Below are 17328 nucleotides of genomic sequence, written 5' to 3' on the forward strand. Positions count from 1 at the left end.
CTCACAACCCTCTAACAAACTCCTGAAGGAGTCCACCGAGATGTCCCCGTACGACGAAGCACCGGCCCGGCGTACCGCGACGCCGTGGACCGAGGGCCGGTGGGGCGATCAGGGCGACGGCCGCTACGTCAATCCGATCGTGCCCGCCGATCTCAGCGACTTCGACTGCATCCGGGTCGGTGACGAGTACTACGGCATCACCAGCACGTTCGGCTACTCCCCCGGTATGGCGGTCCTGCACTCGGCCGACCTGGTGACGTGGACGGTGATCGGGCATGCCATCGACGACCTGACCCGGATCGGTCCCGAGCTGAACTGGGACCGGATGAACCGGTACGGGCGCGGAGTGTGGGCGGGCGCCATCCGCCACCACGCCGGCAGGTTCTGGATCTACTTCGCCACCCCGGACGAAGGATTTTTCATGACCACCGCGACGGACCCGGCCGGGCTGTGGGAGCCGGTGCACGCGATGTGGCGCGTCGAGGGCTGGGACGACGTCTGCCCGATCTGGGACGGCGACCAGCCCTATCTGGTCGCGACCCACTTCGCCGACGACTACAAGATCCACCTGTTCGCGCTGACCCCGGACGGCCGGTCGCTGATCCACTCGTCCGGCACGGTCATCCAGCAGTCAGCCGGAAGCGAAGCGAGCAAGCTCTACGCGATCGACGGGTACTACTACCACCTCTACAGCGAGGTGAGGCCCGAGGGCCGGGTCGTCATGATGAACCGCGGCACCGCCCTGCACGGACCGTACGAGAACCGGCAACTGCAGCACGTCGACGCGTCGATCGACCGCGAACCCAATCAAGGCAGTCTGATCCTCGGCCCGGACGAGAACTGGTACTGGGTGACCCATCACGGCACCGGCGGGCACTGGGAAGGCCGGGTGCTGTCGCTGCTCCCGGTGACCTGGATCGACGGCTGGCCCGTGCTCGGGGAAGTAGGGGCCGACGGTATCGGCTCGATGGTCTGGTCCGGCGCCATGCCGCTCGGCTCGCGCCCGCGTGCCGCCCTGCCGGCCACCGCCACCAGCGACGACTTCACCGGGCCGACCTTGAAGCCCGAGTGGGAGTGGCACTACCAGCCCCGCGCCGACAAGTGGTCTCTCGACGAGCGACCGGGAGCCCTGCGCCTGCACGCCTTCCCGCCGCTCGAGCCGCGCAACCTCACGAAGGTCGGCAACACCCTCACCCAACGAGCGATCCGCGCCCCCGGCAGCACCGTGACCCTCAGGTTCGAGCTCGGCGGACTGTCCGATGGCCAATACGCCGGACTCTGCCACTTCGCCGCGACGTACGCAGGACTGGGCGTCACCCGCGCCGACGGCGTCACGGCGCTGTCGTTCATTGTCGACGGGACCCGCACGGCCGGCCCGGTCATTGCCCAGGACAACATCTGGTTCCGCTCCCGTTGGGACCTGGACGGCGTCAGCCACTTCTCGTACAGCCTCGACGGTACGACGTTCGCCGACTTCGGTACGCCGTACCAGCTGACCTGGGGCGGCTACCGAGGCGACCGCGTCGGCATTCAGACCTACAACCCTGCCGGCGCCGGCTTCGTCGACGTCGTGTCCTGCGACTACACGATCGTGCCGCCGGACTGATCGCCGGAGCAGGATCAGGCAAGAACCGAAGAGGATCGGTCTGTCCGCGGGCGGTGCCGGCTTGGTTGCCTTGAGGGGTCACATTCTCACGGCCAGGAGGCACATCATGAAGGTAGCCGTCGTCACCGGCGCCAGTTCGGGCATCGGGCAGAGCGCGGCCATCCAGCTCGCCGAGCGCGGGAGCGGCGTCATCCTGACGTACAGCTCGAACGCGCAGGGCGCCAAGGAGACCGTCGCCCGCATCGAGCAGTCCGGCGGGACCGCGGTGGCACTGCACCTCGACATCAACGACACCGCCGCTTTCCCGGCCTTTCGCGATGCGGTGGCGGCCGCCTTGCGCGACACCTGGCAGCGCGAGACGGTCGACCAGCTGGTCAACAACGCGGGCTTCGCCGGCGCGGGGATGATCGAGGACACCAGCGAGCACGAGTTCGACCGGCTGACCCGTGGCCTGTTCAAGGGTCCGTTCTTTCTCACCCAGACGCTGCTTCCGCTGCTCGCCGACGGCGGCGCGATCGTCAACGTCACCAGCAGCGCGGCCCGGCCGCACGTGACCGCACCGGGCTACTCCGTCTACGCGGCACTGAAGGGCGCGATGGTCGTGCTCAGCCGGTACCAGGCCAAGGAACTCGGTCACCGGGGCATCCGGGTCAACTCGGTCGCGCCCGGCGCCACGCAGACCCGCTTCGCCGACGACGCGTTCGCCAAGAATCCGGAGATCATCCCGGAGCTGGCCCGGACCTTCGCGCTGGGACGGATCGGTCAGCCGGACGACATCGGCATGGTGATCGCCGTGCTGGTCGGCGACGAGGGCCGCTGGATCACCGGACAGGACATCGAGGTGTCCGGCGGCCAGAACCTCTGATGGGCACGGGACGGGGTGGGCGCGCCCGGCCGTCGACATGCTCCACTGGGCGTATGCCGCTGGAGGAGATGTGCGCGCTGCTGGACCGGCACGCCCGCCCCGACCTGAGCACGGCCATCGACGACGTACAGGTCTGCAGGTTCGAGCACACCGACCCACCGGTCTCGGGGATGTCCGGGACCGTGCTCGCGGTCATCGCCCAGGGCGGCAAGCGCCTGGCGCTGGGTGAGCGGCTGTACGAGTACCGCGCCGGCCAGTATCTGGTCACGTCCGTCGATCTCCCCGGGACGGGACAGGTGATGGACACCGGCCAGGCGACGCTGGCCTTCGGCATGGCTCTACACCCCGCCGACATCGCGGCCCTGCTGCTCGACGCCGACCCGGACGATCTCCCGGCCGCACCCCGCACGCCACAGGCAGGCGTCGCGGTCACCGACGCCCCGGCCGAACTGCTCGACGCCATCGTGCGCCTGCTCCGCCTGCTGGACCGTCCCGGCGACCGCAAGATCCTCGCGCCGATGATCAAACGGGAGATCCTCTGGCGGCTGCTGTCCGGCCCGCAGGGACCGGCGATCCGGCAACTCGGGCTGGCCGACAGCAGCCTCACCCACATCACCCGCACCGTGCGGTGGATCCGCGAGAACTACGCCGAACCCTTCCGGGTCGAGCAGCTCGCCCACCTGGCCGGCATGAGCGTGTCGGCGTTCCACCGCAACTTCCAGGCCGTCACCGGGATGAGCCCGATCAGGTTCCAGAAGCACATCCGCCTGCAGGAAGCCCGGCTGCTGCTGGCCGGTGGCGGCGCCGACGTCACCGGAGTCGGCCACGCGGTCGGGTACGACAGCTCGTCGCAGTTCAGCCGCGAGTACCGCCGGATGTTCGGTACGCCGCCGAGCCAGGACGCCGTCCAGCTTCGCGCGCAGCCCGCCGTACCGGCTTCGGCGCTGCCCTAGACTGCTTCGGCAGCACGGAGCGGGCGAACTGAGGTGAACGTGAGCGGCCATCACATCGGCATCCTGGTCTTCGACGGCCTGAAGATGCTGGATCTGTCCGGGCCGGCCGAGGTGTTCAGCGAGGCGAACCAACACGGCGCGGACTACCGGCTGAGCATCGTGTCGGCCGACGGGAAAGCGGTCCGTTCGTCGATCGGGATGACCGTGCCGGTCGACCTGGCGGCCGGCGAGTCCGTTGCCTTCGACACCGTTCTGATCGCCGGCGGGGACCGGATCCCCCAGCGGCCTGTCGATCAGGACCTCGCGGACGCGGCCCGGACCTTGGCCGCGCGGGCCGGACGGGTCGCGTCGATCTGCACCGGCGCGTTCATTCTCGGCGCCGCGGGGCTGCTCGACGGCAAGCGCGCCACCACCCACTGGCGGCACACCACCGAGCTGGCCCGGCGGCATCCGTCCACCCAGGTCGAGCCGGACGCGATCTACGTCAGGGACGGTACGACGTACAGTTCGGCCGGCGTCACGGCCGGTATCGACCTGGCGCTGGCTCTGCTCGAGGAGGACCGCGGGCCCGACATCACCCGGCTCGTGGCCCAGTCGCTGGTGGTCTACATGCAGCGCGCCGGTGGTCAGTCGCAGTTCTCCGCGTCGCTGCAGGGCCCGGTGCCGCAGACTCCCGTCCTGCGACTGGTGATGAACGCCGTGCAGGCGGATCCTGCCGCCGATCACAGCCTGCCCGCGCTCGCCAACCGGGTCCACGTCAGCGAGCGGCACCTGACCCGGATGTTCCGCGCCGAGCTGGACACCACCCCGACCAAGTACGTCGAGCTGATCCGCTTCGACCTGGCCAAGGCGCTGCTCGACTCCGGGCGCAACGCGACCGAGGCCGCCGAGGCGGCCGGGTTCCCCAGCTACGAAGCCCTGCGACGGGCGTTCGCACGGCATCTCGGGATCTCTCCGACGCGCTACCAGCAACGGTTCCGGACCAGCCGCGTCGATCAGGCCTGACCTCGCGCCGGATGGCCGGATTTGAGGGACTGTTGGCCGAGCAGTAGCGGCCCGGGAGGTGGTGTCCCGCGCACAGTAGAGCCATGACTCAGACCACCTCGAACCACACCACCATCGCAGGCATCACGATCCCCGACAGCCCGCTGGCCGTCGAAGCCACCGAGCTGATTCGCGAGACCACCAACCCGCTGATCTTCCACCACTCCCGCCGCGTCTTCCTGTTCGGCAGCCTGCAGGCCCGCGCCCTCGGCATCACCCCCGATCCCGAACTGCTGTACGTCGCGGCGCTGTTCCACGACGCCGGCCTGGTCCCGCCGTACCGCAGCGACGACCAGCGCTTCGAGCTCGACGGCGCCGACCAGGCCCGGGCCTTCCTGCTCGACCACGGCTGTTCCGAAGCCGACGCGCAAACCGTGTGGCTCGCGATCGCGCTGCACACCACCCCGGAGGTCCCGTACAAGCTCGCGCCGGAGATCGCGGCCACCACGTTCGGCGTCGAGACCGACGTACTGGGTCTGCGCCTGACGAACCTTCAGAAGGCCGAGATCGACGCCGTGACCACCGCTCACCCCCGCCCGGACTTCAAGCGGCAGATCCTCCAGGCCTTCACCGACGGCTTCAAGCACCGCCCCGACACCACCTTCGGAACGGTCAACGCCGACGTCCTCGAGCACTTCGTGCCCGGCTACCGCCACATCGACTTCGTCGACGTCATCCAGAACTCCGCCTGGCCGGAGTAGAGGAACACCCGATGAACACGGCAACGATCACGCCCCGGGACCTCAGCCTGCAGCACCGATTGGTCGACCTGGCCCGGTACGCGCGCAAGTCCGCCGCCCTGGCGGATCCCAGCACCGCGCTCCCCCTGCGCGACTGGCTCACCTATCTCGCCGACGATCTGCAGCACCACGCCGACACCGTGGACCTGTCGCTCGGCGAGATCGCCGACGCGTCCCATCCTGAACAACCCCCACTCGTCGCGATCAAGCAAGCCCTGGAACAGCTCGGCAACGCAGCACGCCGACGCCTGATCTCGTTGCCTGCCGAGTCGGCCGAAGCCCACCGCTTGCACGAGCTGGTGCAGTCACTCGACATGCACTGGTGGGTCTGCCACCGCGCCGCCGCCTGACCGCGGCGCGGTGGCCCAGGCCGGGAACTCGTGGGCCCGTGCCGACCCCGGGGACAGCCGACCAGGGGGAATCCCGGGGGCGATCGGCGCCCGGACCGTGGACCGTGGAAGGTGAGCCGGCAGCACCAGCGGCCGGGATTCAGCCACCACGGAGCGCGAGAGGTGTGTCATGGACAAGCCGCAGTCCTGGGACGAGATCGTCCGCACCCACTCGGCGCGGGTCTACCACTTCGCCTACCGCCTCACCGGCAACCGGCACGACGCGGAGGACCTCACCCACGACGTTTTCGTCCGGGTCTTCCGCTACCTGCACACCTACCGGCCCAACACCTTCGAAGGCTGGCTCTACCGCATCACGACGAACCTGTTCCTCGACCAGATCCGCCACCGCCGGCGCCTCCACCTCGACGAACTCACCAGCGACCTCCAGCACCGGCTCCCCGCCGACAACCTCGACCCCGCGGAGGTCTTCGACCACCACACCCTCGACCCCGACGTCCGCGGCGCCCTGGCCGAACTCGACCCGCGACTGCGCGCAGCCGTCGTCCTGCGCGACATCGAAGCCCTGTCGTACAAGCAGATCGCCGCGGTCCTCGGCGTCGAGGTCGGCACAGTCGGTAGCCGAGTCCACCGCGGCCGAGCCCACCTGCGGATGACCCTCGCCCACCGGGCGCCCCGGCCGCGCGTCTCCACCTGACATCCGTCGCGCCGCTGACTCGAGGCCTCTACACGCTGACATCGCCGAGTTACGCTCCTCGCAAGGCCGGCGATCGAGGAGGCGCGATGTCCGGAGCATCCGGTACGCCGCGACGCGGGATCTGGATCCTCGTCGTCCTGTGCGCGCTCGCGGCCTGCAGCGCGGAGCCGCCATCCAGTGCGCCATCGGCCAAGCCTCAGCCGATCGGGATCGTCGCGATCGGCCATTCCGGCCTCACCGGCGAGGGCACAGCAGAGCCCACAGCCGACAACTCCTGGGCAACTGGCACCAACCCCAAGGTCAACAGCATCTACCTACGCCTGACCGCGGCAAACCCCGAACACAAGGACCACGTCGCGAACACAGCCTCCGGCGGCGCCCACGCTTCCGAACTGCAATCGCAGGCCGAGCGTGCCCTCACCCAGGTGACAGCGCCCGCCTTGGTGATCATCGCCACCATCGACAACGACATCCGCTGCGACGGCACCGACCAGGATCACGTCGCCGAGTTCGGCCAGTCCGTCCGCGCCGCGCTGAACGCCATCACCCAGAAATCGCCCGACTCACGAATTCTCGTCGTCGGTCAGGCAGGCCGTCCCGACCCCGCGTTCGTCCGGAAGCTCGTGTCCCACACGCCGAACGCGAAGGCCGCCATGACAGGTTCCGGCATCTGCGACTTCTACAACCCCGCCGGCGAGCTGGTGCCCGCACACTTCCAGGCGCTCACCGCGATCATCGAGGCGTACGAGGCAGAACAAGCCCGGGTCTGCGGCGAGTTCCAGCACTGCCGCACCGACGGCGGCGTCCGCGCCGCCTACCAGGACAAACTGCAAAACCTCGGCCCCGACTGGAGCCACCTCAACACAACGGGCCAAGCCGAACAGGCCACCATCATCTGGCCGGTCGTCCAGGACCTGCTGAACTGAAGTCACGGCGTACTGCGTCTGTGTGTCCGGCACCACGATGGTCCAGCGCTTTTCTGGCTGCGCTGACTATCACCGAACCACGCGGTGCCTCGCCGGACCAGGCGAGGCACCGGACCCTCATGCCGTCCTCTAGTCGAGGATGGCGCTCGGGGCGAAGAAGACGACCTTGCCGTTGATCGGGGCGATGGTGGCTTCGGTGTGCACCTGCGCCAGTTCGGCGAGCGGCACTCGCCGGGTCGCGCCGAGGTGCAGTTTGCCGGCGTCGACCAGGGTCACCAGCTGGGCGAGCTGTTCGGCATCGGGACGGAAGAAGAGATTGATTCCCCGTACGCCGCGGGCCTCGTCGGACGCCGCGGGCATCCATACGGTGGTGTTGACCAGCACGCCGCCGTCCCGGATCACCGCGGCGAGGGCGGCCATCTGCTCCGGGGGGATCGGGGCGAAGTTGAGTACGACGTCGACCGGCTCGGACAGCTCCGGGATTCCCGGGTCGTAGATCTCGTCGGCGCCGGCCATCTTCGCCGGCTCGAAGCTGCGCGGGCCGGTCGTGGCGATCACATACGCGCCGGCGTTCTTGGCCAGTTGCACCGCGTAGCCGCCGACGACACCGCCCGCGCCGTTGATCAGCACCCGCTGGCCGCGGGTCAGTTTCGCGTGGTCGAACAGCGCCTGCCATGCGGTGAGCCCGACCAGCGGTAGTCCGGCGGCGTCCACCAGCGGGACGCTCGTGGGGGCTGCCGTCAGGATCTGGGCCGGGGCGACGACGTACTCGGCGGCCGCGCCGGTGCTGGTCAGCGGCAGGGCGCCGATGACCCGGTCACCGATGCCGAAGCCGGTCACGTCCTCGCCGAGCGCGTCGACCGTGCCCGCGATGTCGAGGCCGGGGGTATGCGGCAGCTGGATCGGGATGGGGCCCTGCATGACACCGGCGCGAATGTTGCCCTCGACCGGGTTGAACGACGTCGCCGCCACCCGGATCCGGACCTCGCCGACGCCGGGGACCGGCTGGTCCACGTCCTCGTAGCGCAGGACCTCGGGAGCGCCGTACTGGTGAAAACGCACTGCCTTCATGACGAGCCTCGTTTCTGTGAATCCCATATGCTTCGATTCCGAAGCACTTCTGGGCCGTGTTCGCTTCGGATTCGAAGCAAATTTGATGCGGCGGGTGGTAGCCGTCCCGACCGGCCTGGGTTACCGCCGGCCGGCCTCGTCGCTCCCGGCAGCCAGAGCACGAAGCTTCGCCTGGCTGGCCGAACCGGGGACAGCCGCGAAGACCAGCAACGCCTGGCGCTCCACCGGACAGACCAGCAGGTGGCGGTACAGCGCCAACCCGCCCAGCGCGACATGTCGATAACACCTTGGCCGGCCCCGAACAGGGACACCCATCTCGACGAGGTAGCGTTCACGCGCCGTCGGGTCGCTCAACCAGCGATCGACCAGGAAAGGCGACGATCCGCCGGTCCGGGTGTAGTCGCCGAACAGAGCGATGGCCGGCCGGGTCTGCAGCAACACCTCGCCGAACCGGGAGAACACCGTCGCGGGGTACTCCGGCAGGTGCTCGACGACGAGCTCCAGGACCGGGCTGGCTCGGTGATCGGGCCGGCCGAGAGCCGCCTCGTCACGGCGTCCCTGGAGAAAGTGCGCCAGTATTTCCCGATCCACGGTGCTCACCGCCTTCCCGGTTCGACCACTCAAGCGTGGCGCAGAACGGGAGGCGGGTGAATGTTCTCGTCATCCACGGTATGACAGACCATGGATACGAGATTCAGGCTCGGCTCACGCCTCACCGGCGGTCAGCGTGTTCAGCCGCCGGAGCTTCGCCTCGCTCGGAGATCCGGGTTCGGCCATGAAGACCAGCAGATCCTGGCCCTCGTCGGGATCCACCAGCCGCCGGCTGTACAACTCCAGCTCGCCCAGTTCCGGGTGCCGGTAGCGTTTCAGCTCGTGGTGATGGGTGACGTCCACCTCGTGCCGCCGCCAGACCTCGGCGAACTCGGGGCTGACCGCCAGCAGCCCGTCGACGATCTCCCCGGCGGTGCCCGCCGGATCGGTCGTGTACGCCGCCCGCAGGTCCACGACGAAGACCCGGGCGCGCAGGTCATGATCCTCGGGCGGATAGATGGCCCGCTGGGACGGGTCGGTGAACCAGCGATAGACCAGGTAGCGCGACAGGCCGTCGTACCGGGTGTAGTCACCGAACAGCGCGATCGCCGCCGGAGTCTGCAGCAACGCCTCACCGAACCGCGAGAACACGATCGCGGGCGTGTTTGAAAGCTGCTCCGCGATCGTCCTGATCGCCAGACCGACCCGGTCGTCCGGCAGGGTACGCCGCGGAGCCGCGTGCCCACCAAGGGCGAACAGGTGTTCCCGCTCACTCGGGCTGAGCCGCAACGCCCCGGCCACAGCAGCCAGGACCTGCTCCGACGGCATCGGGCCGCGCGTCTGCTCGAGCCGGCTGTAGTAGTCAGCCGACACGCCCGCCAGCACCGCGACCTCCTCGCGCCGCAGCCCACCGGTACGACGCCGGGCACCCCGCGGCAGCCCTACTTCCTCCGGCTGCAGCGCCGCCCGGCGAGCCCGGAGAAAGTCCGCCAGCAACGCGCGGTCCATCGCTCTCCCCTGCCTCAGCCGGTCCGGTTGCGCCGGGCGCGAGGCGTGGCCGAGCGGGAGCTCGGGCCTGGCGCCGCTTCCCTCACCCCGCGATCGTACCTGCTTTGAATTCGAAGTTGTCCGCGAGCGAGTGCTTCAAGAGCACGTTGGGCCAGCGGGCTCAGCGTGGCCAGCGCTCTTCTGGTGCCGGTAACACTGGAAAGGGGTTATGCGGGACGGTCTGGTACCAGTACGCCGTGGTGGCGATGTCGTCCTGGCGCTCGAACAAGCCGTGATCCCAGGCGCCGATCTGCTGAAGGGTCACCTTGAGTCGTCGGTCGAAGTGGATGGGGTCGGGCAGATGCCAGCGGTACAGACCGTGCATGGGCGGCATCTCGGTGGAGAACGGCGAGGCCTTGCTCCGGTCGCGGTTGGAGTGGAACGGGTAGCCGCAGTACGGCGCGCTGAAGGTCAGGATCTCCGGTTCGGGGGCGGTGCGTAGTTCGTCCTGGAAGGCCCAGGCGCCGCCCGCATAGTCCTCGAGTCCGGTGCTGCACAGGGTTGGGAACAGGTGGTCGTCATCAATGAAGAACTTGACCTCGCCCTCACCCCACCAGTACCGGTGCAGGGAAGCGAGCGCGACATACGTCCCGACGTACGTCCCTCGACCCGTCACGTGGTCGAGGATCACGTGGTCCTCGCCCAGCGGCGTCGTCGCGTTCGACCGTCGCCACTGGGCGTGGAAGTACGGCGTACCGGCGGGGAGGTCGTCACCGGTCGTGTAGTCGACCTGGAAGAACACGTGCGGGAGGTCACCGGCATGCTGGCTCTCGAGAGTGAGGCGAGCCCCGGCACGAAAGGGCATCGGGAAGTAGCAGTTCATGCCGCCGGTGGGGGCGACCACGATCGGAGCCGAGGTGACGAGGGCCCGGGTCGCGAACCCGTTGCAGAAGAAGTCGCCGAGTGGCACTTCGACCGACGGCGTGGGCGAGCCGTCCCAGTACGCGCGCAGGACCAGATCTCGTAGTACGAACGGGCCGCGATCGGTGCGGTCGGCAACGGTCAGCCACAGGTGGCGGATCACGCCCGGGCCCTCGATCTCTGCCAGGGTGAGCGTTTCACCGGCCGGCAGGGGCAGGTAGGCCGACCCCTTGCGCCCGGGGCCGAGGGCGGACGCCGCCTGGCCCGCGGCCCCGGAGGCTCCGGTCGGGTTCTCGGCGTTGATGGATCGGCTCCGTACGCCGTCCGTCCGGACAGGGACGCTCAGGATGGGGAACAAGGAGGGGATTTCCTTTCACGGTTGGACGATCGGCGTTCACTTCACGGCACCGGCGGTCACGCCGCGGTTCAGGGTGCGCTGGAAGATCAGGAAGAAGACAAGCGTCGGCAGCAGCGACAGCAACGACCCGGCGTTCAGCACGGTGATGTCGATGGAGTGCTGGCCCCGCAACGTCGACAGAGCGATCGGAACGGTCTGGGAGGACTGGTCGGACAGCAGCACGACCGGGATGTAGAACTCGTTCCAGGTCCAGATGAAGAAGAACACCAGCAGGACCGACAGCGTCGGCATCAGCACCGGAAGCAGGATCCGCCAGAGGATCTGCCAGCGGCCGGCCCCGTCGATCTCGGCCGCCTCGATCAGTTCTTTCGGCACGGTGCCCAGCACGCTGGCCAGCAGATACGTCCCGAACGCCCCTTGCAGAACGACGAACACGATGATCACCGACCAGACGGTGTTGAACGTGTGCGTCGCCTGCGCCCCGTAGAACAACGGATAGATCAGCGCCTCGTGCGGAAGCATCGTCGACAACAGCAACGCGGCCAGGATCAGCCCGCTGCCCCTGACCCGTCCGACACCGATGGGATACGCGCTGATCAGGCTCAGGGCGACACCGGCGAACGCGACCACGGTGGAGATCAGGATCGAGTTCCCCAACGCGACCGGGAAGTCCACGATCGAGAGGTAGTCGGTGAACGCCTGGAAACTGAACGTCGTCGGCACGGCGATCGGTCCCCGGGACGAGTAGTCCTCGCCGGACTTGAAGGCGTTGAGCACCATCAGGAGGAAGGGCGAGGCCATCACGACGGCGAACACCGCCGCGAGACCGAGCACCAACCAGGCCGTCGCCGACCGCCGGGGTTTGCTCCGGTGCCTGTCCGGCGGCGGCGATACACGCTCTGGTACCACGGCGCTGGCTGCAGTTGTCTCGACGCTCATCGCACACCCTCAGCTCTATCGGACCGTCGTTGCCAGCCGAGCATCACCGCGGCGACCCCGAAGATGACGATCGACATGACGGTGGCGATGGTCGAGCCGTACCCCACCTGGGACAGCTCGAAGAAGTTCCGGTAGGCGTAGTACGAGGGCACGATCGTCGAACCCTCGGGACCGCCACCGGTCAGGATCAGGATCGGCGCGAACACCTTCAGCGCCGCGACGGTGGCGGTCAGCACGACGATGAAGATCTCCGGCCGGACGGTGGGCAAGGTGATGGCGCGGAACTGCTGCCACCAGCCGGCCGCATCCAGGGACGCGGCCTCGTAGAGTTCGGGATCCACTCGGGACAGCGCCGCCATGAAGATGACCAGCGGATAACCGATCTGCAGCCAGACCAGCATGATCATCACCGAGTAGAGCGCGAGGTCAGGGCTGCCCAGCCAGTCCGGTGGATCCGCGACACCGATCGACCTCAGGAAGGTGTTGATCGATCCGCTGCCCGGGTCGAGGATCCAGCTCCAGATGAAGCCCGCGACCGCGATCGGCAGGATCTGGGGCAGGTAGTAGGTCGCTCGCAGGAAGCTTGCGGCCCGGGCCCCGAACTTCTTGCCGAGATAGTCGACCAACATGGCGGCCAGCAGGATGCCGATGACGGTGGGAACGACCACGATCGCCACGATCATGAACACCGAGTTGCGGAACGAGAGCCAGAAACTCTCGTCGTGCAAGAGATCGGCATAGTTGCCCAGACCGTTCCACCGCATCGGCGCCATCCCGCCTTTCCAGCGGAACAGGCTGAAGAAGACGTTGGCGACGAAGGGCACCGCGACGATCGCCGTGAACCCGATCGCGATCGGTAGCAGGTACCACCAGTAGCCACCGGCGCCGGCCGGCTTCCGGCGTACGGTCCTCCTCAAGGCGTCACCGCCCACTGCCGCTTTCGTAGAACTTCTGCAGTGCGTCGAGGTACCCAGAAGCCTTCTCGTTGCGGTTCGACATGGCCTGCATGTGGTTCTGGATGAAGTCGAGGAACCCGGGGACGGGATAGTCCGGATAGAACGACAGCGTGTCGGCCTTCACCAGTTGGTCGAAGCGCTGGGTGAATTCGCGGGTGGTCCGGTCGGTGATCTTGCTGGTGTCCCCGGCCAGCGGCAGGCCGCCCTGCTGGCCGATGACGTTCTGCACCTCGGGGCTGAGGGTGGTGTTGATCCAGTCGTAGGCCAGGTCCTTGTTGTCGGCCTTGGCCGGAACACCCCACAGATGGCCCGACGAACCCATCGACAGCCCGGCGCCGGGAAGCGTGAAGTAACCCCAGTCGAACTTGGCATCCTTGCGGATCCTGGCGAACTCGCCGTTGTTCCAGATCAGCATCGCAGCCTTGCCGCTGAGGAAGTTGACCGTGGCCTGCTCGAACGACAGACCGCCGAGCTTGCTACCGACGTATCCCTTGTCGATCCAGTCCTGGAACTTCTCGGTGCCCTGCCGCCACGGACCGCTGTGGAAGTCGACGGGATTCCGGACGAACATGAAGTCGTCGATCTGCTGGCGCGACGCGTTGGCCGAAACCAGCGAATACCAGATCCACATCTGGTTGAAGCCCTGGCTGGTGTTCGCCGAGCTCGAGATCGGCAGCTCGCCGGCCGCCTTGAGCTTGTCCATCGCGGCCTCGAACTCCGCGAGCGTCGTCGGCAGCTTGGTGATGCCGGCCTGCTGGAACTTGGCCTTGTTGTAGTAGAACATCACGTACTCACCGATGTTCGGTACGCCGTACCACTCCCCCGAGCCGGCCCGGCCCTCCTCGTCGTACTTCGCGAACGCCGCCATCGAGCCGGTCACCTTCTGGTCCCAGCCCAACTTGCCGGCCTGCTCCGTGAGCGGCTCCAGCAACCCCTGCGCCGCGAGCTGACCACCGTCGGCGTTGCCCTTGTTGAACTCGACCACGTCCGGTACGTCGTTACCGGACAAGGTGATCTTCGCGTTCTGGCGGAAGGCGTCGAAACTCGTCTGCTGGAACTCGACCGTCACGTCCGGATGCTTGGCCCTGAAGATCTCCAGCGCCTTCTGCCAGCCCTGGCCCTGAGCGCTGGTCGGATTCTCGTACTGGACGATCGTGAACGTCGTGCCGGAATCACCGGCTTCGCTGCCGCCGCACGCGGTCAACATGACTGCGGCGAGCGCCGTGGTCATAACTGCTGCGGTAGCGGATCTCCATGGTTTCAAGGCAGGCTCCTTCAGCTGTCGGCCCGACGCTCCGGGCCGAGGTGATGTACGAAGTGGGCGCGCCGAAGCGACGCCAGGCGTGCGTGACCCAACGCCGTACGTCGGGACGCGGCGGTGGATGTCAGTCGTTGTTCAGCGGATGCCGCGCGCCGGTGGCGCGACGGAGGATCTCTCGATCAGGGGGCAAGGCATCAGCCTGTGGGCCGGTGCCGATTCGGAGCTGTCCCGGCTGCGGGCGATGGCCTGTTTGGCCGCCCACACGCCCATCGCTCGATGAGGTAGCTGGATGCTGCTCAGTCCGGGCAGAAGGCTGTCTGCGATGAACTGCTGATTGTCGAAACCGATCACCGACAAGTCATCGGGGATGCGCAGACCGATCTGCTGGGCGACTTGGTAGAAACCCAACGCGATCTGGTCCGAGAAACAGAACACCGCCGTCGGCCGATCACGGCGTCCCAGCAGCTCCCAGGCCGGAACCCGGCCGGCCACCGCGCTCGGATCGGCCGCCTCCACGATCAGCGCCGGGTCGACTTCGAGTCCGGCCTCAATGAGAGCCTTCTCGTAACCGTCCCGGCGCAACTCGCGGGCGACGAACATGGAGTCGGCCACGTTGCAGAAGGCGATCCGGCGATGCCCGGCCTCGACCAGATGTCGCGTCGCCGAATACGCGCCGCCCACCTCGTCCGGGACCACCCAGTCGACTTCTGCGGAGGGATCGTTGGGCCGACCGTCGAGGACAACGGCTGGAATCGAAAGAGGCAACAGCGGAATCTCCACGTCGCGATGGAACTCGGCCGCGATGATCAATCCCTCGATGTTGCGCTGCAGCAGAGCTCGTACTGCGGGACCTTCGAGCTGAGCCTCACCCGCTGTGTCGATCAGCATCAGGAGGTAGTCCTGCTCGGACGCCGCGACCTGAGCACCGGCCAGCATCTGACCGGCGAACGGAATCGACGCGACCCGATCGGAGATCAACCCGATCGTGAGTGACTGACGCGTCTTCAAACCCCGCGCCAGCAGGTTCGGTATGTACCCCAACTCCGCTGCCACCTCGCGAATACGCTGAGCGACATCGGCGCGCACCCGGCCACGACCGCGATCGTTCAGCACCAGTGACACCGCGGAGACCGACACTCCCACCTGCTCCGCGATGTCCCGCAAGGTCACCATGAAAACCATCCGTCAAACGATTGAAGTCGAACCCTTGAAAGCAGGTTCATCCCGTCAAACGCGTTGACGCAAGCCCTTGACCAGTTCGTTACCTCGCCCACTCCTGACTACTGGCTGCAGTCGAACCACAGCCGGCAGGCCACCAGGTCGTCGCCAGTGGGCAGCGCGGTCGTCGGCCACGGATTCCCCTTCCGGATCATCCGGCGTGCTGCCGGCGCTCGCGGTAGATGCGGGTCTTGTGGCGGTTGCCGCAGATGTTCATGTCGCACCAGCGCCCTCGACCGCTGCGCGACGTGTCGTGGAAAGCCCAGCGGCAGTCCGGCGCTGCGCAGAGCTTGACCCGGTTCCAGTCGCCGTTGCCCACGGCCACGACCACGGTCTCGACGATGGTGTCGAGCCAGGGCCTTCCCGACCGGGCGGCGATTCGCAGTCCGCCTGAGCGGTCGGGCGCGAGCTGCAGCGGGTAGTTCTCGAAGGCGGTGGCGGCATCGATTTCACCGGCGAGCGACTGACGCAGCGCCGTACGCAGGGCGATGGCGTCCGTCAGATCCTCGGGGCCCAACTCGTCATCGGCGGCGAGGATGGCGCACTCCGCCAGCCAGTCCGCCAAGTCGCCCGGCGACGCCAGCCGCTCGCCGCCGGCATGGCTCACGCCATGTCGGCTGAACGATCGCTGGTCGACCGTGTTGAGGAACTCGGCGATCAAATCCAACCCGTGCACGACACCACTATACATAGTTACTGGTGTTGCACGTGAGCGACACCGCTGTTAGCTTTCAATGGTGTCGATGGAAGGGATTCAGCCAATGCCCAGCTCTCAACAGGTACTCACCGTGTCCGACGCCGACCTCGACGACCTCCGCGCACGTCTGCGCGGGACGCGGTGGGCGAAGCCATGGCCGGTCGACGCCTGGAAAGCCGGTACCGACGGCGACGAGTTGCGTCGACTGGTCGGCTACTGGTCCACGGCGTACGACTGGCGTGAGCACGAAGCGGCGATCAACGCCCTGCCGTCCGAGTTCGCCGATGTCGGCGACACGTCCGTTCACTACTTGCGTTTCGACGCCGAGCGCGACGGGGCGCTTCCGCTCCTGCTGGCCAACGGCTGGCCCAGTTCGTTCCTCGAACTGACCGAGCTGGCCGACCGGTTGTCCTCGCCCTCGCGCTACGGCGGCAGCGCCGAGAACTCGTTCACGGTGGTCGTCCCGAGCCTGCCCGGGTTCGGATTCTCTCCGCAGCGGCCCACCCTCGACCAGGCCCCGCTGACCCACGAGATCTGGCACCGGCTCATGCACGACATCCTCGGTTTCGAGCGGTACGGCGTACACGGCTCCGACCTCGGTTCAGGTGAGTCCAGCTTGCTCGCGCAGGCCCACCCGGAAGCGGTGGCCGGCGTCCATCTCCTGGACGTCGCTGGACCGCAAAGCTACGACCAGCCAGGTCTGACCGACGACGAACGCGCTTATCTCGCGGCGGAGAAGGCGTGGTTCGACACCGAACGCGGCTACTCCCATCAGCAGGAGACCCGCCCGCTCACCCTCGCCCAGGGACTGTCCGACTCCCCATCGGGCCTGCTCGCGTGGATTCTCGAGAAGTACCGCGCCTGGAGCGACTGCGACGGCGACCCAGCCGGCCGCTTCGGCGACGACTTCCTGCTGACCCAGGCGTCGCTGTACTGGTTCACCAACACGATCTCGACCTCGTTCCGGCCGTACTACGAGCGGGGCCAAGGAATCAGACCGGCCGCCGAACGGGTCGAGGTGCCGACCGCGGTCGCAGTCTTTCCCCACGACCTCGGAGGCCGACCGCCCCGCGAGTGGGTCGAGCGCACCTACAACCTCATCCGCTACACCACCATGCCCCGCGGAGGACACTTCGCCGCCCGCGAGGAACCAGGCCTGCTCGCCGACGACCTCACCGCCTTCTTCTCCGAACTGGCCTGACGTCCGC

At 67.7% G+C, this 17328-nt stretch carries 18 protein-coding genes; 9 read left to right on the forward strand and 9 right to left on the reverse strand.

Annotated elements, in window-relative coordinates; translation table 11 throughout:
• The first annotated feature begins 40 nt into the window (after window positions 1–40).
• From ACQPXM_RS26440 to ACQPXM_RS26475, 8 genes are all read left to right on the forward strand, one after another.
• Window positions 41–1606, forward strand: a complete 1566-nt coding sequence (locus ACQPXM_RS26440; RefSeq protein ID WP_432938074.1) for a family 43 glycosylhydrolase — start codon at window positions 41–43, stop codon at window positions 1604–1606.
• A gap of 106 nt (window positions 1607–1712) precedes the next feature.
• Complete coding sequence (locus ACQPXM_RS26445) at window positions 1713–2471, forward strand: SDR family NAD(P)-dependent oxidoreductase (protein ID WP_432938076.1); 759 nt, start codon at window positions 1713–1715, stop codon at window positions 2469–2471.
• A gap of 53 nt (window positions 2472–2524) precedes the next feature.
• A complete protein-coding gene (locus tag ACQPXM_RS26450; protein WP_432938079.1) occupies window positions 2525–3424 on the forward strand; it encodes an AraC family transcriptional regulator N-terminal domain-containing protein in 900 nt (299 codons plus the stop codon).
• Window positions 3425–3463: 39 nt separating this feature from the next.
• The gene (locus ACQPXM_RS26455; protein ID WP_432938081.1) at window positions 3464–4429 is read left to right on the forward strand and encodes a GlxA family transcriptional regulator; all 966 of its coding nucleotides are present in this window, start codon (window positions 3464–3466) and stop codon (window positions 4427–4429) included.
• A gap of 83 nt (window positions 4430–4512) precedes the next feature.
• Window positions 4513–5169 carry an HD domain-containing protein gene (locus ACQPXM_RS26460; protein WP_432938084.1) on the forward strand — a complete coding sequence of 219 codons (657 nt, stop codon included), beginning with the start codon at window positions 4513–4515 and terminating at the stop codon, window positions 5167–5169.
• Window positions 5170–5180: 11 nt separating this feature from the next.
• Window positions 5181–5558: a hypothetical protein gene (locus tag ACQPXM_RS26465; RefSeq protein ID WP_432938087.1), complete on the forward strand. Its 378-nt coding sequence runs from the start codon at window positions 5181–5183 to the stop codon at window positions 5556–5558.
• Window positions 5559–5727: 169 nt separating this feature from the next.
• Window positions 5728–6255: a sigma-70 family RNA polymerase sigma factor gene (locus ACQPXM_RS26470; RefSeq protein WP_432938089.1), complete on the forward strand. Its 528-nt coding sequence runs from the start codon at window positions 5728–5730 to the stop codon at window positions 6253–6255.
• A gap of 86 nt (window positions 6256–6341) precedes the next feature.
• Entirely contained in the window at window positions 6342–7181 is an 840-nt protein-coding gene (locus ACQPXM_RS26475) for an SGNH/GDSL hydrolase family protein (RefSeq protein ID WP_432938092.1), read from the forward strand.
• Between the two features lie 129 nt (window positions 7182–7310).
• Here the strand turns inward: ACQPXM_RS26475 and ACQPXM_RS26480 are convergent, their stop codons facing one another.
• The 9 genes from ACQPXM_RS26480 to ACQPXM_RS26520 all read right to left on the reverse strand — a co-directional run bounded on the left by ACQPXM_RS26480 (window position 7311) and on the right by ACQPXM_RS26520 (window position 16099).
• Entirely contained in the window at window positions 7311–8252 is a 942-nt protein-coding gene (locus tag ACQPXM_RS26480; RefSeq protein WP_432938094.1) for an NADP-dependent oxidoreductase, read from the reverse strand.
• Window positions 8253–8372: 120 nt separating this feature from the next.
• Window positions 8373–8852 carry a hypothetical protein gene (locus ACQPXM_RS26485; RefSeq protein WP_432938097.1) on the reverse strand — a complete coding sequence of 160 codons (480 nt, stop codon included), beginning with the start codon at window positions 8850–8852 and terminating at the stop codon, window positions 8373–8375.
• Window positions 8853–8957: 105 nt separating this feature from the next.
• Window positions 8958–9791, reverse strand: a complete 834-nt coding sequence (locus tag ACQPXM_RS26490) for a helix-turn-helix transcriptional regulator (protein WP_432938099.1) — start codon at window positions 9789–9791, stop codon at window positions 8958–8960.
• Window positions 9792–9951: 160 nt separating this feature from the next.
• A complete protein-coding gene (locus ACQPXM_RS26495) occupies window positions 9952–11049 on the reverse strand; it encodes a glycoside hydrolase family 172 protein (protein WP_432938102.1) in 1098 nt (365 codons plus the stop codon).
• Between the two features lie 36 nt (window positions 11050–11085).
• Complete coding sequence (locus tag ACQPXM_RS26500) at window positions 11086–11883, reverse strand: carbohydrate ABC transporter permease (RefSeq protein WP_432938105.1); 798 nt, start codon at window positions 11881–11883, stop codon at window positions 11086–11088.
• Between the two features lie 101 nt (window positions 11884–11984).
• Window positions 11985–12905 carry a carbohydrate ABC transporter permease gene (locus ACQPXM_RS26505; protein WP_432938107.1) on the reverse strand — a complete coding sequence of 307 codons (921 nt, stop codon included), beginning with the start codon at window positions 12903–12905 and terminating at the stop codon, window positions 11985–11987.
• A gap of 4 nt (window positions 12906–12909) precedes the next feature.
• Window positions 12910–14175 (reverse strand): ABC transporter substrate-binding protein, encoded by a 1266-nt coding sequence (locus ACQPXM_RS26510; RefSeq protein ID WP_432938109.1) that lies wholly within the window; start codon window positions 14173–14175, stop codon window positions 12910–12912.
• A gap of 165 nt (window positions 14176–14340) precedes the next feature.
• Window positions 14341–15387, reverse strand: coding sequence for a LacI family DNA-binding transcriptional regulator (locus ACQPXM_RS26515; RefSeq protein WP_432938112.1), 1047 nt, complete (start codon window positions 15385–15387; stop codon window positions 14341–14343).
• 187 nt (window positions 15388–15574) lie between these two features.
• Entirely contained in the window at window positions 15575–16099 is a 525-nt protein-coding gene (locus tag ACQPXM_RS26520; RefSeq protein WP_432938114.1) for a CGNR zinc finger domain-containing protein, read from the reverse strand.
• Window positions 16100–16184: 85 nt separating this feature from the next.
• On the opposite strand from ACQPXM_RS26520, the gene ACQPXM_RS26525 reads away from it, so the two are divergent.
• Window positions 16185–17321, forward strand: coding sequence for an epoxide hydrolase family protein (locus tag ACQPXM_RS26525; RefSeq protein WP_432938116.1), 1137 nt, complete (start codon window positions 16185–16187; stop codon window positions 17319–17321).
• Window positions 17322–17328 lie beyond the last annotated feature (7 nt).

It is taken from the genome of Kribbella sp. CA-253562, assembly GCF_050942265.1.
In the GTDB taxonomy this organism is placed as follows: domain Bacteria; phylum Actinomycetota; class Actinomycetes; order Propionibacteriales; family Kribbellaceae; genus Kribbella.

What these genes read in the sequence shown, in the direction of transcription:
- ACQPXM_RS26440 (WP_432938074.1), top strand. Translation starts at nt 41, where the DNA reads ATGTCCCCGTACGACGAAGCACCGGCCCGGCGTACCGCGACGCCGTGG.
- ACQPXM_RS26445 (WP_432938076.1), top strand. Translation starts at nt 1,713, where the DNA reads ATGAAGGTAGCCGTCGTCACCGGCGCCAGTTCGGGCATCGGGCAGAGC.
- ACQPXM_RS26450 (WP_432938079.1), top strand. Translation starts at nt 2,525, where the DNA reads ATGCCGCTGGAGGAGATGTGCGCGCTGCTGGACCGGCACGCCCGCCCC.
- ACQPXM_RS26460 (WP_432938084.1), top strand. Translation starts at nt 4,513, where the DNA reads ATGACTCAGACCACCTCGAACCACACCACCATCGCAGGCATCACGATC.
- ACQPXM_RS26465 (WP_432938087.1), top strand. Translation starts at nt 5,181, where the DNA reads ATGAACACGGCAACGATCACGCCCCGGGACCTCAGCCTGCAGCACCGA.
- ACQPXM_RS26470 (WP_432938089.1), top strand. Translation starts at nt 5,728, where the DNA reads ATGGACAAGCCGCAGTCCTGGGACGAGATCGTCCGCACCCACTCGGCG.
- ACQPXM_RS26475 (WP_432938092.1), top strand. Translation starts at nt 6,342, where the DNA reads ATGTCCGGAGCATCCGGTACGCCGCGACGCGGGATCTGGATCCTCGTC.
- ACQPXM_RS26480 (WP_432938094.1), bottom strand. Translation starts at nt 8,252, where the DNA reads ATGAAGGCAGTGCGTTTTCACCAGTACGGCGCTCCCGAGGTCCTGCGC.
- ACQPXM_RS26490 (WP_432938099.1), bottom strand. Translation starts at nt 9,791, where the DNA reads ATGGACCGCGCGTTGCTGGCGGACTTTCTCCGGGCTCGCCGGGCGGCG.
- ACQPXM_RS26510 (WP_432938109.1), bottom strand. Translation starts at nt 14,175, where the DNA reads ATGACCACGGCGCTCGCCGCAGTCATGTTGACCGCGTGCGGCGGCAGC.
- ACQPXM_RS26515 (WP_432938112.1), bottom strand. Translation starts at nt 15,387, where the DNA reads ATGGTTTTCATGGTGACCTTGCGGGACATCGCGGAGCAGGTGGGAGTG.
- ACQPXM_RS26525 (WP_432938116.1), top strand. Translation starts at nt 16,185, where the DNA reads ATGCCCAGCTCTCAACAGGTACTCACCGTGTCCGACGCCGACCTCGAC.